A 13,149-nucleotide genomic window follows, 5' to 3' on the forward strand; every position below is an offset into this window, starting at 1 on the left:
TTTGCTTCGTGAGCTATGCGGCAGGCAGAAAATATAAAGATGAATTGACTACAAAGATGAAAGTATCAGGGCAAGTCAGGGGAAATTTGCGGGATAAACGGGAGGGTACGCCTCTGGTCAGATAACTATCATGCGTACTCTGGGGTTTTAAAAAACAGTTATTAGCCGGATAAATCTGGCTCAGGTTACCAAGGAACAGGCTTTCTAGAGCCGTACACCGCCAGCAATCATAAAAAAGCCGCTCTGTTCTGGACAGAGCGGCTTTATGTTTTAACCCAAAGAATTTTGTCAGGTATAAAGGCGCAGGGCAGAGTTTGACATGCGTTTGACTACGTTGGAAACCACTGCCAGCAGTATAGCCACCAGTATCACGGTTATACCTGCGTTCAGGGCTATGTCAGACCAGCCGGCATCATAAATACTCAGGTCTACTACCGGTTTTAAGATGTAATAGGTGGGGAAGAAGTAACCTATCCACTGGGGTATCTGGGGGAAAAGGTAAATGAAAGCCGGTCCGAAAAGGAGCAGCCCGCCGAACTTCCAGACGGCAAAAAGGGTGTTCATATCCTTTATAAAGGCACCTGCCAGAAGCCCCAGCAAAGAGGCCATGAGCGAACCCAGTATTAGCATCAGTACCAGCGGCAGAGGGGCATTGCCGAAAGCTGAGTTCATACCGAGTATAATAAGCCCCATAATTAAGCCCAGCAGAGTGCCTATGGCCCCCTTGGCGGTAAATATTTCGCCCAGAGTGGCCGGGGTGATATTGACTGCTTCCAGAGTGCGTTTTTGTTTTTCATCTATAAGGGAACTGGCCGGCAGCATCAGCCCGCTGAAGAACATGGCCATGAGTACCACGAAGGGAAACAAACGGTCAGACCAGGGTACGTTCTGCTCATCTCCCAGTGAGATGGAGTTTATCTCCACCGGCACTTCCGCCCCGGTAATCTGTCTGGCGGTATCAGCCAGCACCGCCGGGATAATCATGCGGTTTTTAGCCAGGCTTTCCCCCCAGACATAGGCACTAGCCTTGAGGGTATTGGTCTGGATAAGGGCGGTATCAAAATCTGCCGGCAGTACCAGCCCCATGTCTACCGCACCGCTTGTAGCCGCCTCTTTAAGGGTGGCTTCGTCAGGATATTCCTTAATAAGCAGGGTGCTGTTTTCTTTCAGCAGGCTTACAAGCTGGGAGCTGCCCAAATCAGTCAGCCCCAGCTTGGGTTTTTCCGAAAAAATATTGCCGAAAGCCAGAGATATAAACAGGGAAATAAGTATGGGGGTTACCACTACCATTATAAAGGTAACGTCCTTAGGGCCGTGGATTACTTCGCGGTTAAAAAGGGTGATGATGTGCTTTATGCTCATTGGTAACGCCTCCGCAGGACAACAATACCGGCTGCTACTATTACGGCGGTAAAGCCCAGCAGGATAAGCAGGTTTCCGCCCACTACGCTTAGGTCTGCCCCGTAGTTAACCACCCGGTTTACGGTATCTGTCAGGTAGTACGAGGGTATTACCTTAGCCCAGCTGCTTATCAGGCCGGGGAACATTATGCCCATGCCGGGTATAGCCAGAATGATAAACAGCAGCATACCCCAGGCGGTCACTGACATAAGGCTCTTGGTAAGCGAGGCCAGCAGGAAGCCCAGCCCGGTTACCATAAGGCTGCCCAAAATAAGCACGCTTAAGGTTATAAGCGGCTGGGAGCTGAACCCCCCGACCAGCAGCATAAAGAGCACCACCTGCCCCAGTGCCATGCCAACCCCTATTATACCTTTGGCGGCAAAGAGTTCGGGTACGCTCATAGGGGTTACCAGCAGGGCTCTGGCCGTACCCTGTTCGTTTTCTTCGGCTATCAGGCTGGCCAGGCTGAGTATTTCCATCATAAGTATAAATATGGCCAGCAGGGGTACCATCCGGTTGCGCATGGGTATCTGTTCACCCAGCATATCCTGTCCCATTACCTGCTCGTTGGTATCAAAGGTAATTGACTGGCCGGTCTGGATATATGAAAGCTCTTTCACCAGGCTGATTATGGCATCCCGCAGCTCAAGCGGGGCAGATGACGAATAATAGATATCTATTTCAGGTTTGCCGCCTGAAGCCCAAACCTGCATGATATCTTCGGGCAGGGCAATAACTGCCTGGGTATCCCCGTTTTCCACTGCGGTTTTGGCATCTTCCAGCGAGTCATAGTTGGAGAGGCTGTTTGCCGGGTCTGCCACCAGTACTGAAAATGCCGGCGGCATGACCGGGGCGTATATACCCGCTTTAAGCTGTTCGTCCACTTTGTTGGGCATGATGAAGAAGATAATTATATAAAATACCAGCCCGACAATAGTCATCAGCATATAAAAGCGGTTTTGTAGGAAAAGGGAAAAATCCTTTCTCAGCAGGGCTTTTATAATGCGAAAGTTCATTCGGTCAGCCTCCGTCCGGTTATCTTTATAAAGATATCTTCCAGAGTGGCTTCTTCGCTGTGCAGGGTCAGCACCTGTTCGCTATCAAGGAGCTTGCTGACCTCTGCGGAGGTTTTGCCGGTATCCAGGGCAATCTCTCTGTTTTCCAGTTTTCCGTCCGGGGTTTTTATTTTGGCCACCAGGGAACGTTTGCCGTACTGCTGTTTTAAGTTAACCGGGGTATCCAATGCGGCAATAGAGCCTTCGTTGATAAAGGCTACCCGGTCACACAGTTTGTCTGCTTCCCACATGTCATGGGTGGTTAAAAATATGGTTGCCCCCCGTTTGCGTTCTTCCAGTATGATGTCCCGGATAGATTCTGAAGATACGGGGTCAAGCCCGGAAGTGGGTTCGTCCATAAAGAGTATGCTGGGGGTGTTTACCAGGGAGCGGGCTATCATAAGGCGCTGTTTCATGCCCTTGGAGTAACCGGCCACCTTGTCTTTTTCCCGTCCGGCCAGCCCCACCCTTTTTAAAAGGGCATAACCGTCAAAGTTTTTCACCCCGAAAAGGTCAGCAAAAAGCTGGAGGTTTTCCAGAGCGGTCATTTGTTCGTACAGATTGGTCTGTTCAAAACAGATGCCTATCCGCCGGTGGATTTCCTCGGTATCCTTGGCCACATCAAATCCCAGCAGGGTAGCCCGGCCGTCCTTCGGTTTGAGCTGGCCGGTCAGCATTTTCTGAGTGGTGGTTTTACCTGCCCCGTTGGGACCCAGAAAACCCAGAATTTCACCCTATCCAACCTCAAAACTTATCCCGTTTACCGCTTTGAGGTCTCCGTACCAGTAGCTTAGCTTTTCTACTGAAATTGATATTTGACTCATCAGTTACTCCTTCAGCCGGTTTTTGCCTGAATATTTTGGCGGGTTGGAATAGGGCAGGCATCGTTTTTGAAAAAGCCGTACATCATTATCCGGGAAAGCCCCATCATCAGGTTTATTTTGTCTTTGGAGGGTTCAAATAAGGCGGCGTTGGCATTAAAGCCGTCACGCATTATTTTAAGGTAAATAAAGGCGGTTTCTTCGGAGATGGACGGGTCTACGTATCCTTCGGCTTTGCCGTCCGCTATCAGTTTCTGCCACATGGGCTGAATTTCTTTCTGGTAGATTTCCTGTATCAGAGCGGCCACATCATCGTCCATGTACACCAGTTTTTTCAGTATCTCTTCCGGCATTTTTCCGGCCATATCATTTTTGTTGGAGAGTATCAGCTGTATTTTGTCAGGGAAGGGCAGGGAGCCGGCCATAATGCTTTTTGCCTGAGCAATGTTGTCATCTATTATTTTTTTTACTACCCCCTGTACCAAAGCTTTTCTGCCCCCGAAATTGTTGTAAATGGTAGTGGGGGAAACTCTGGCCTTGCGGGCAATATCTTCCATACTTACTTTGCCGGCATCATGTGAGTTCAAAAAAAGGTGGGTGGCGGCCGAGATTATTTTGTCACGGCTGGCAGTGCTCTATTTGGTTCTGGTCAAGGGAATTTGCTCCCCCTTTGGAATATAATACTGTAGTAATGCTATAACTTTACTACAATTAAGTCAATATCTTCCGGGAAATATTTTTTGCGAACAGGTGCTGCCATAGGGAATAGTCAAGTGGTTTAAATACAAAAGGGGGCTTTTAGCCCCCCGTTTTATTTCAGATGGTGCGGTATCTAAACCAGCATTTCGTCACGTACCACCTTAGCGGCCTGGGGTTTGGCAAACATATCCATAAGGGTCAGGGCAAAATCCATGGCGGCCTGGGGGCTTCGCCCGGTAATAAGTTTGCCTTCCACCTTTACCCGCAGGTCACAGGCAGTACAGCCTTTTAGCAGGTGCTTAACCCCCGGATATATGGCAACTTCTTTGCCGTTTATTACCCCGGCCCGGGAAAGGACGGCCGGCCCGGCGCAGATAGCTGCCAGATATTTGCCTTCGGCGTGGGCGCTGCGGATAAGCTCAAGCACCCGCTGGTCTTTGCCCATATTTATAAAGCCGGGATTGCCGCCGGGCAGAACCAGCACTTCGTAGTCGCTGCTTTTCAGCTCATCTATACCCAAATCCGGCATGATGCGGATTCCCCTTGAGCCGCCGGTAAGACCGTTTTTAAGCCCCACTATTTTTACCTCAAGGTCTGCCCGCCGGAGGATATCCGTAATGGTGCAAAACTCTATTTCTTCAAAACCTTCGGCTAACAAAACGGCAAAACGGCTCATATTTTCCTCCGAAAACGAATAAAAATAGTTATGCCCGCACGCGGTCGAGTAATACCTTTGGAGGGTTAACATTATATTCCAGAAACACGCCGAAGTGAAATCTGCCGTTTCAGCTATAAAAGCATAGCCTTTCAAGCCTTGTTAATGAACGGCTAATGCTTGCCGTTTCTTGACAGTCCAATGGGGCTAAGATAGAATTAACTTCACTTCCAGCTTTTTTGCCTCAGTATTTTCAGATGTCCTTTCTGAGCTAATAGCAACCGGATTACTAATATAGACGGTAGGTTAATAATATGGGTATAAAGATAACAGATACCACTCTGCGGGATGCGCACCAGTCACTGATAGCTACCCGGATGCGTACCCGTGACATGATTGATATTGCCGCCAAGCTGGATAAGGTCGGCTTTTATTCACTGGAGGTCTGGGGCGGCGCTACCTTTGACTCCTGCATCCGCTTCCTGAACGAAGACCCTTGGGAACGCCTGCGCCTTATACGCCAGAAAGCTCCCAATACCCCCCTCCAGATGCTTCTCCGCGGGCAGAATCTGGTGGGATACTGTCACTATGCAGATGATGTAGTGCGTGAGTTTGTCCGTTTGTCCGTTAAAAACGGCATAGATATTTTCCGGGTTTTTGATGCCCTGAATGATACCCGCAATATGGAAGTTTCCGTTCAGGCGGCCAAAGAACTTAAGGCTCACGTTCAGGGTACTATCTGCTATACCACCAGCCCCATTCACACCGTAGAAAATCTGGCCGAGATGGCAGTGGAACTGGAAAAGATGGGCTGTGATTCTATCTGTATTAAAGACATGGCCGGGCTTATTACCCCCACCGCTGCCGCCCAGCTGGTAAAATCTATAAAAGCCAAGGTCAAACTGCCGGTAGACCTCCACTCCCACTGCACCAGCGGCATGGCACCTCTGGCTTATTATGCCGCGGCCGAGGCCGGGGTGGATATAATAGACACCGCCTTCTCCGCCTTTGCCTGGGGTACGTCCCAGCCCACTACCGAAAGTTTCGTGGCCGCTTTTCAGGGTACGAAACTGGATACCGGGCTTAATCTGGAACTGATGAGCGAAATAGGTGAGGAGTTTAATAAAATAAGCTCTACTTACCGCTGCCTTTATACCTGCGAAGCCACCCAGCCGAGTATCGGGGTGCTTCTCCACCAGATACCCGGCGGTATGATTTCAAATCTGGTCAGCCAGCTTCGCCAGCAGAATGCCTTTGACAAACTGCCGCAGGTACTGGCCGAAGTACCCAAAGTAAGGGCGGATTTGGGCTACCCCCCGCTGGTTACCCCGTCAAGCCAGATTGTAGGCACGCAGGCTATTTTAAATGTGCTGAGCGGTGCCCGCTACAAACAGGTTACCAAAGAAACTAAAAATTACCTGCTGGGGTATTACGGCAAAATACCCGGTGCGGTAAATGAAGAAATACGCAAAGCTATTATCGGTGATGAAAAACCCATTAGTGTCAGGCCGGGGGCTTTGCTTGAGCCGGAACTGCCCAAGATGAAGGCCGAAGGTGAAAAGCTGGGTATACTCAAAACCGAAGAAGACCTTTTGACTTATGCCATGTACCCTGAGGTAGCGGCCAAGTTCCTCAAGGGTGAGTGCAAGGAAGAGTGCCTTTTGCCGTCCACCCCTGAAGCAGCCAAAGTTGAAGCCAAAACCGAAGCTAAATCCGCTCCGGTCTTTAATGGTTCGGCTGAATACAGCGTTGAGGTAGACGGAGAAGTCTTTACGGTCAAGGTTTCCGCTAAGGCCGGTGCGGTTGGCGAAGCCCCCAAAGCTGCCAAGCCTACGGCCTCACACCCCGGGGCAGTTGTCTCCCCCATGCAGGGTATGCTCCTTTCCCTGAAGGTGAAGGAAGGGGACAAGGTTAGCGAAGGTGAAGTGGTGGCCACCATTGAGGCTATGAAGATGGAAAACGATGTTACCGCCGCTGTCAGCGGGGTAGTTTCAGAGATATATGCTTATGAGGGCGAAGTGGTGGGCAGCAAAGACGTAATTATGGTGATTGAGCCAGATGCTAAATAAAATACTGGTTGCCAACAGGGGTGAGATAGCCATACGTATTATGCGCGCCTGCCGTGAGCTGGGCATAAAGACTGTTGCCGTTTATTCCGATGCTGACAAAGGCGCTCTTTTTGTAAAGTATGCAGACGAAGCTTATCATATTGGCCCTTCCCAGCTGTCTGAGAGCTATCTGAATATAAAAAAGATAGTCTCGGCTGCCAAAAAAGCGGGGGTAGACGGGGTTCACCCCGGATACGGTTTTTTATCTGAAAACCCCGGTTTTGCACTGGCTCTGGAAAAGGCCGGCATCAAGTTTATAGGCCCCAGCAGCCGGGTTATAGAGCTGATGGGCAACAAGATTGCCGCCAGACGTGAAATGAAAAAAGCGGGTGTGCCGGTACTGCCCGGTACCGAGGGCTGTGTTTCCGGTATTGAGCAGGCCACCGAAGCGGCCGCGGCTATCGGTTACCCGGTTATTATCAAACCCAGCGGCGGCGGCGGCGGTATCGGTATGCGGGTGGCAAACGGCCCGGACGAGCTTAAAGATGCCATAGAATCCTCCCAGAAAGTAGCCGGAAATACCTTTGGTCTGGCCGAAGTCTATATTGAAAAATACATATCCAATCCCCGCCATATAGAGATACAGATAATGGGTGATTCACAGGGGAATGTGGTTTATCTGGGTGAGAGGGAATGTTCTATCCAGCGGCGTTATCAGAAACTTATTGAAGAAGCCCCTTCACCGGTCATCACCCCCGAACTCCGCAAGAAAATGGGCGAAGTGGCTATCAAGGCCGGCAAGTGGGTTAACTATGAGGGTGCCGGTACTATTGAATTTATCTTTTCAAACGGCCAGTTTTACTTCCTTGAGGCCAATACCCGGGTGCAGGTGGAACACCCTGTTACCGAAATGGTTACCGGCATAGATATAGTCAAAGAACAGATAATGGTAGCCTCCGGAGATGAGCTTTCTTTCAAACAGGAAGACGTCCAGATGCGGGGTTGGGCTATAGAGTGCCGCATAAACGCCGAAGACCCCTTGAATGAGTTTGCCCCCTCGGCGGCCAAACTAAAGGGTTACCGTTCACCCGGCGGTATCGGGGTGCGGGTGGACAGCGGCGTTCATACCCGCTATAACATACCTTACCTGTATGACCCCATGATATCCAAGCTGATTGTCTGGGGACGTACCCGCGAAGAAGCCATAGCCCGTATGCGGCGCGCCCTTTACGAATACATTATAGTAGGGGTGAAGACCAATATCCCCTTCCACAAGGCGGTTCTGGTTAATCCCAATTTTGTGGCCGGGAATTTGCATACCCATTTCATTGAAAAAGAAACCACCCTGCTTGATGAGATGAAGCGTATCATGAGTGAAGAACAGCCGCTGGAAGAGAAGCTGTCCGAAATATTTGACGATACCCGGAGGATTGCCGCTATTGCGGCGGTTGCCGCTCTGACCCAGCTTCCGGCTGAAATTGATGAAGATGAGATAACCGGCGTTTAAAGGTTTTTCTTTAAACGCCCAATCTCTTTCTGGATTTCCTTGTTTTCCCAGTCACTTTCGTCACGCATGAAGCCGAAAACACTCAGGAAGTGAAAAATCAGCCCGATACCCCAGCCCCCCAGGGGGAAAATAAACCAGGGGTATGAACTGCCGGTAAATGCCCAGATACCTATAAGCATCAGGTTTATCACTATATAAACCGACAGGTGATTGTAAAAATCCTTCTTTTCCTTGACCCTTTTCTGGGCAATACGGTAGATTTCGTCATCAGTCAGCTGTTTCATGTTATCTGCCTTCCTTCACCCAGAATTATGCTTTATTTCACTGGGGTTATCAAGCCTTTAGAGCTAAATCCGGGCACAAAAAAACTGCCGGGTTTTAAAGCCGGCAGTCTGCAAATGCTATGAATTATCTGCTATTAGAAAAGTTTAGCCACAGCGGCAGCTATTATCATAAGGCCTATGGCAACAGGCAGAATCCGGATAGCGTAGTTGTAAACGCCGTTCTTTTCCTCCAGAGCGGTTATCTCTGCCTTGCGTTTCTTGGCGGCGGCTTCATAACCATAACCGCTGGTAATGGCATCCCAGTAGCAGGCGTCTACGCACCGTCCGCAGTAGGTGCAGCTGGAGGTATCCAGACTATAGTCATGTACCTGATGAACAATATCACACCGCAGACATCTCTGGGCTTCCTTCTTGGCAGCTTCGGGAGACAGAGTTTTTTCAATCTCCACTTTGTCGCCACCGGCCTGTTTTACCAGACTAAGCTCTACCTGAGAGCGGTTTTGACCCTTAGGTTCGTTAAGGGGTTTGATATTTTTTTCAGGCGGGGCCAGAGTCTCATCCAGATTGCCTTCGCCCCCCAGATATTTGTCAATCAGACCGGCTACCGAACGTCCGGCGGCCATAGCCTCAATGACCGAGCGGGCACCGCTGATGCCGTCACCGGCGGCAAATACGCCGGGCTGGACTACGGAAAGATAATCCGCCCCCGGTTTTTCATTGGGAGTAACCGTAGTGATAACTGTATCTGCCGCTATAAAGCGGCGGGTATCATTTATTATCTCATAATGGAGTTTATTTTCTTTGTCATATCCGTAAGAGCGGATACGGAAAAGTTCTACTCCCTCAATTTTGCCGTCCAGCCTGACCAGCTTTGCAAAATCCAGTGAGGGATGAACAGTCACACCTGCATCTATAGCCCGGTCTACTTCCTCCGGGGAGGCTTCCTTGCTGCCGGCGTGGCGGCTGCAAACCAGATGCACCTCTGAGACCCCCAGGCTCTTAGCGGCAAAGGCACTGTTGTAAGCTTCGCTGCCGCCGCCTATTATTACTACTTTGTCACCCAGGCTTTCTTTGGTGGAGGATTTTATATTCTTAAGGAAATCACTGCCCTGCATCAGGTCTGATTCAACGGTTTCATCACAGGGAAGGAGCAGCCCTTCGTCCAGACCGAGTACGCCGGTGGAAAGCAGAACCGAATCGTAGCCCTGTTTTAACAGGGTCTGTACGGACTGCACCTGGCAGGAGGTATGGATGGTTACGCCCAGGTCGGTGATGGCCTTAATTTCTTTATTGAGTATATCTTTGGGCAGCTGATGCTCGGGTATACTGTAAAACATCTTGCCGCCGGCGTATTCCATAGATTCAAATATAGTTGCTTCGTGCCCCAGCAGGGTCAAAAAGTAGGCTGAGGTAAGCCCGGCTGGGCCGGAACCGATAATAGCTACCTTTTTGCCGGTGGAAGGGGCAATTTTAAGGTTATTTTTCCAACTGCCGTCGTCATTTTCAGCGGCATATCTCTTTAAAGCCCGAATGGCAATAGGCTCGTCAAATTTCTGGCGCTGGCACTCCAGTTCACAGGGGTGGAAACAGACATAACCGCACACTGAAGGGAAGGGTATCTTTTCTCTCATAACAGCAGTGGCAGCCGGGGCGTTGCCCTCAGCTACAAAGCGGACATAGCGGGGGATATCCAATCCGGCGGGGCAGGCGCGGGTGCAGGGAGCGGTGCCGACCCGTTTGGTGGGTGTCTTATCCCTGTCCAGTTTGATAGCATCTACCGGGCAGATGCTGGCACAGCGGTTACATCCGGTGCAGCGGCTCTGTGTCCAGAAAAACTCACTGCCGGCGGTGCGCTTGGTAGAAACTACCTTGCCGTCCTGTTTGATTTCTTCAGCCGGTTCCATTTTGTCTGCAGGTGCTTTTGTTTTGGCCATATATGTCTCTTCTACAAAATATTTAAGCCGATATTTAAAAGACCTAGTTCCTGATATTATACTTGCAACATATAGTACATTGTCAATCTGCAAGCTCACCTGTGAGCCAAACTGCTCTATTCTACCACCCATTTAATTCTTTATCCACCCGGCTTTTGAAGCAGCTGTTTTTTGGGCAAAATGCGGCTAAAATAAGTATTGACAAAACAGAAATAACTAATTAAAATCAAGTCTAATTGAATATGGTCTGCCGGTGCTTTGTAACAAAAGCTTAAAAGGGAAGCCTGTTAGAATCAGGTGCGGTCCCGCCGCTGTATACGGGGACGAAAACTGGAATACGCCACTGTTTCATTAAAATGAAGCGGGAAGGCCCGGTGAGTAGGTTGAGCCGTAAGCCAGAATATCTGCCGGTATAGAGTTTCGCGGAAAATGGCCGTGGGAAATGGTAAATCCCTGAGCCGAAAGGTTTGGGGTTTTATTTTTTTTAATCCTCAAACCTTGGTGGTTTGGGGATTTTTTTATTATGGGGGGAAATATGAAAGCGGTCTTGCTGGAAGAACCGGCTAAACTTAGCCTGGCGGAGGTGGACACTCCGTCCTGCCCCAAGGGTGGTGTGCTCTTGGAGGTAGCCTGCTGTGCAATCTGCGGCACAGACGTAAAGATGTTCCGGCGGGGACACCGTGACCTTAAGTATCCCCGGATACTGGGGCATGAAATAGCCGCTGTGGTAGCCTGCTCTGAACACCCTGATTTCAAGGCGGGTGACAGGGTGCAGGTTTATCCGGGTATTGCCTGCGGGGTCTGCCCGCTTTGCCTGCAGGGCAGGGAGAATTTGTGCGGGCAGGTGAAAATAATCGGTTTTAATTATGACGGGGGCTTGGCCGAATATATGGCACTTCCCCCTGAAAGCCTGCCTGGCGGGCTTAACATAATACCTGAGAATGTTTCAGACGAAGAAGCCTCTCTGGCTGAGCCGCTTGCCAGCTGTATCCACAGCCAGTCTGTTAGCCGGGTGGGGGACGGAGACCGGGTGCTGGTGCTGGGGGCTGGGCCTTTAGGTCTTTTACAGGCCATGCTCGCCCGGCATAACGGGGCGGAAAAGGTGCTTATGGCCGAAGTCCTGCCTGACAGGGTGTGTGGGGCGGAACTGGCCTGCCCTGACGGGGTGATAGATTTGGCAAAGACCAGCCTCAGGCAGGGGGTTTTTGAGCAGACCGGGGGGGCGGGGGTAGATGTGATTTTGATTGCCAGTTCGGGGGTAGAAGTGGGAGAGCTGCCCTCTGTTTTGAGCCCCGGCGGGCGGATAAATTTCTTTTCCGGTCTGCCTAAAGACCGTTCTGAATTCAGCCTGGACGCCAACACTATCCATTACCGGGAGCTGGCCTTGAGCGGCTCTTACGGCTCTACTCCAGCGGATAATACCCGGGCGCTTAGCCTGATAACGGATGGGATTATACCTGTAAAAAGGCTTATCAGCCGGGTAACGGGTATTTCAGATATAGAGGAGGCTTTTCTGGGGGTGGAAAAGCTAAAAGGCCTTAAAACCATTATCAAATTTTAATAAAAAAGAGGGAAACAAAAGTGGACGAAAACAGGGTAAAAAATTTCGGGGCTGTCATAAGCCGCCTTATTTCAAAGGAAAATCTTAACCGTGAAGAAGTAAAAGACTGTTTCTGCCAGATAATGCGGAATGAACAGCCTGACCTCCAGCAGGGTGCCTTTATGGCCGCCCTAACCGCCAAGGGTGAAACAGCACCGGAGATAGCCGGTGTCTGGGAAGCTATATATGAGCAGGATACGGTAAGGGTTAAGCCTTTGGTAAATAAACCTTTGGTGGATAACTGCGGTACGGGCATGGACAGCCTGAAGACCTTTAACATCAGCACGGCTGCTTCCATTGTGGCGGCGGCGGGCGGGGTGGTACTGGCAAAACACGGTGCCAGAGCCCTTTCCGGCAGCTTAGGGACTATTGATATGCTGGAATCACTGGGTGTTGACGTGGAAACAGACGTGGAGACCGTCAGGCGGAGTATTGAAACGGCGGGTATAGGCATTTTTAACGGCATGAGCGCCAAAGTTCACCCCCAGGCTCTTTTCCGTATCCTTTCCCAGATACGTTTCGGGACTACCCTTAATATTGCCGGTTCGCTGGCAAACCCGGCTTTGCCCCGTTATGCGGTCAGGGGGGTATATTCAGCCGAACTATTGCAGCCGGTGGCCGAGGTGATGCGTGAGATAGGTTATAAAAAAGCCCTGGTTATCTACGGCTCTGCCCCCGGCGGCCGGGGAATGGATGAACTTTCCGTTTTGGGCGAAAGCCGCATTGCCGAGCTTGGCGAAGACGGGCAGATTATTAACTACAGCTTGTCTCCGGCAGATTTTGGTTTAAAACCCGGCCGGACGGAGGATATTCTTACTTCGGGTGATAAACAACGCGAAACCCTGCGGCTTCTCCGTATTCTTTCTGGCGGTGAAAACGGGGCTGCTTTTAACGCGGTTTGTCTGAATGCCGCTCCTGTTTTTTATATAGCCGGTGAGGCTGACAGCCTTCAGCAGGGTTATGCTAAAGCGGCGGAGATAATCCGTTCCGGTGCGGCTATTGCCAAGCTCCGGCAGTGGGTGCAGACCCAGAATTCCAACCCCCAAGCCGGTCTTGCCCGGCTGGACAGCCTGCTGGCTGAACTGGACGGAACAAAGGTCAGCTAAGGGTATTTATTTGGGGAAATTTAAAAGCTGGCTTAGAGT

At 50.5% G+C, this 13,149-nt stretch carries 10 protein-coding genes, 1 pseudogene and 1 riboswitch; of the genes and pseudogenes, 4 read left to right on the forward strand and 7 right to left on the reverse strand.

Going from position 1 to position 13,149, the window contains the following annotated elements:
• Positions 1–288: 288 nt before the first annotated feature.
• The 5 genes and pseudogenes from DET_RS00680 to DET_RS00700 form a co-directional block, all read right to left on the reverse strand.
• Complete coding sequence (locus tag DET_RS00680; RefSeq protein WP_010935920.1) at positions 289–1,362, reverse strand: ABC transporter permease; 1,074 nt, start codon at positions 1,360–1,362, stop codon at positions 289–291.
• The gene (locus tag DET_RS00685) at positions 1,359–2,417 is read right to left on the reverse strand and encodes an ABC transporter permease (RefSeq protein ID WP_010935921.1); all 1,059 of its coding nucleotides are present in this window, start codon (positions 2,415–2,417) and stop codon (positions 1,359–1,361) included. Before DET_RS00685 ends, DET_RS00680 begins: the two co-directional genes overlap by 4 nt.
• Positions 2,414–3,280, reverse strand: a pseudogene (locus tag DET_RS00690) (ABC transporter ATP-binding protein). Before DET_RS00690 ends, DET_RS00685 begins: the two are co-directional and overlap by 4 nt.
• Positions 3,281–3,291: 11 nt before the next feature.
• Positions 3,292–3,891, reverse strand: coding sequence for a TetR/AcrR family transcriptional regulator (locus tag DET_RS00695; RefSeq protein WP_080505013.1), 600 nt, complete (start codon positions 3,889–3,891; stop codon positions 3,292–3,294).
• Between the two features lie 218 nt (positions 3,892–4,109).
• On the reverse strand, positions 4,110–4,652 hold the full coding sequence (locus DET_RS00700; RefSeq protein ID WP_010935923.1) for a DJ-1 family glyoxalase III: 543 nt from the start codon (positions 4,650–4,652) through the stop codon (positions 4,110–4,112).
• A 293-nt stretch (positions 4,653–4,945) separates the two neighbouring features.
• Here DET_RS00700 and oadA point away from each other — a divergent pair, with 293 nt between their 5' ends.
• Positions 4,946–6,700 (forward strand): sodium-extruding oxaloacetate decarboxylase subunit alpha, encoded by a 1,755-nt coding sequence (gene oadA / locus DET_RS00705; protein WP_010935924.1) that lies wholly within the window; start codon positions 4,946–4,948, stop codon positions 6,698–6,700.
• Positions 6,690–8,186, forward strand: a complete 1,497-nt coding sequence (locus DET_RS00710; RefSeq protein WP_010935925.1) for an acetyl-CoA carboxylase biotin carboxylase subunit — start codon at positions 6,690–6,692, stop codon at positions 8,184–8,186. Before oadA ends, DET_RS00710 begins: the two co-directional genes overlap by 11 nt.
• On the opposite strand, the gene DET_RS00715 is transcribed toward DET_RS00710, so the two are convergent.
• Complete coding sequence (locus DET_RS00715; RefSeq protein WP_010935926.1) at positions 8,183–8,470, reverse strand: 2TM domain-containing protein; 288 nt, start codon at positions 8,468–8,470, stop codon at positions 8,183–8,185. The two genes, DET_RS00710 and DET_RS00715, sit on opposite strands and share 4 nt — an antisense overlap.
• Before the next feature lie 134 nt (positions 8,471–8,604).
• A complete protein-coding gene (locus DET_RS00720) occupies positions 8,605–10,404 on the reverse strand; it encodes a 4Fe-4S binding protein (RefSeq protein WP_041223296.1) in 1,800 nt (599 codons plus the stop codon).
• A gap of 234 nt (positions 10,405–10,638) precedes the next feature.
• Positions 10,639–10,831, forward strand: a riboswitch (cobalamin riboswitch).
• A 108-nt stretch (positions 10,832–10,939) separates the two neighbouring features.
• On the opposite strand from DET_RS00720, the gene DET_RS00725 reads away from it, so the two are divergent.
• A complete protein-coding gene (locus DET_RS00725; protein WP_010935930.1) occupies positions 10,940–11,965 on the forward strand; it encodes a zinc-dependent dehydrogenase in 1,026 nt (341 codons plus the stop codon).
• A 20-nt stretch (positions 11,966–11,985) separates the two neighbouring features.
• The gene (gene trpD / locus DET_RS00730) at positions 11,986–13,110 is read left to right on the forward strand and encodes an anthranilate phosphoribosyltransferase (RefSeq protein ID WP_010935931.1); all 1,125 of its coding nucleotides are present in this window, start codon (positions 11,986–11,988) and stop codon (positions 13,108–13,110) included.
• Positions 13,111–13,149: the final 39 nt, after the last annotated feature.

Source organism: Dehalococcoides mccartyi 195, from assembly GCF_000011905.1.
Classification (GTDB): domain Bacteria; phylum Chloroflexota; class Dehalococcoidia; order Dehalococcoidales; family Dehalococcoidaceae; genus Dehalococcoides; species Dehalococcoides mccartyi.

Bases quoted from the DNA above. Each gene is read 5' to 3' on its own strand.
- DET_RS00680 (WP_010935920.1), bottom strand. From the start codon at position 1,362: ATGAGCATAAAGCACATCATCACCCTTTTTAACCGCGAAGTAATCCAC.
- DET_RS00685 (WP_010935921.1), bottom strand. From the start codon at position 2,417: ATGAACTTTCGCATTATAAAAGCCCTGCTGAGAAAGGATTTTTCCCTT.
- DET_RS00700 (WP_010935923.1), bottom strand. From the start codon at position 4,652: ATGAGCCGTTTTGCCGTTTTGTTAGCCGAAGGTTTTGAAGAAATAGAG.
- oadA (WP_010935924.1), top strand. From the start codon at position 4,946: ATGGGTATAAAGATAACAGATACCACTCTGCGGGATGCGCACCAGTCA.
- DET_RS00710 (WP_010935925.1), top strand. From the start codon at position 6,690: ATGCTAAATAAAATACTGGTTGCCAACAGGGGTGAGATAGCCATACGT.
- DET_RS00715 (WP_010935926.1), bottom strand. From the start codon at position 8,470: ATGAAACAGCTGACTGATGACGAAATCTACCGTATTGCCCAGAAAAGG.
- DET_RS00720 (WP_041223296.1), bottom strand. From the start codon at position 10,404: ATGGCCAAAACAAAAGCACCTGCAGACAAAATGGAACCGGCTGAAGAA.
- DET_RS00725 (WP_010935930.1), top strand. From the start codon at position 10,940: ATGAAAGCGGTCTTGCTGGAAGAACCGGCTAAACTTAGCCTGGCGGAG.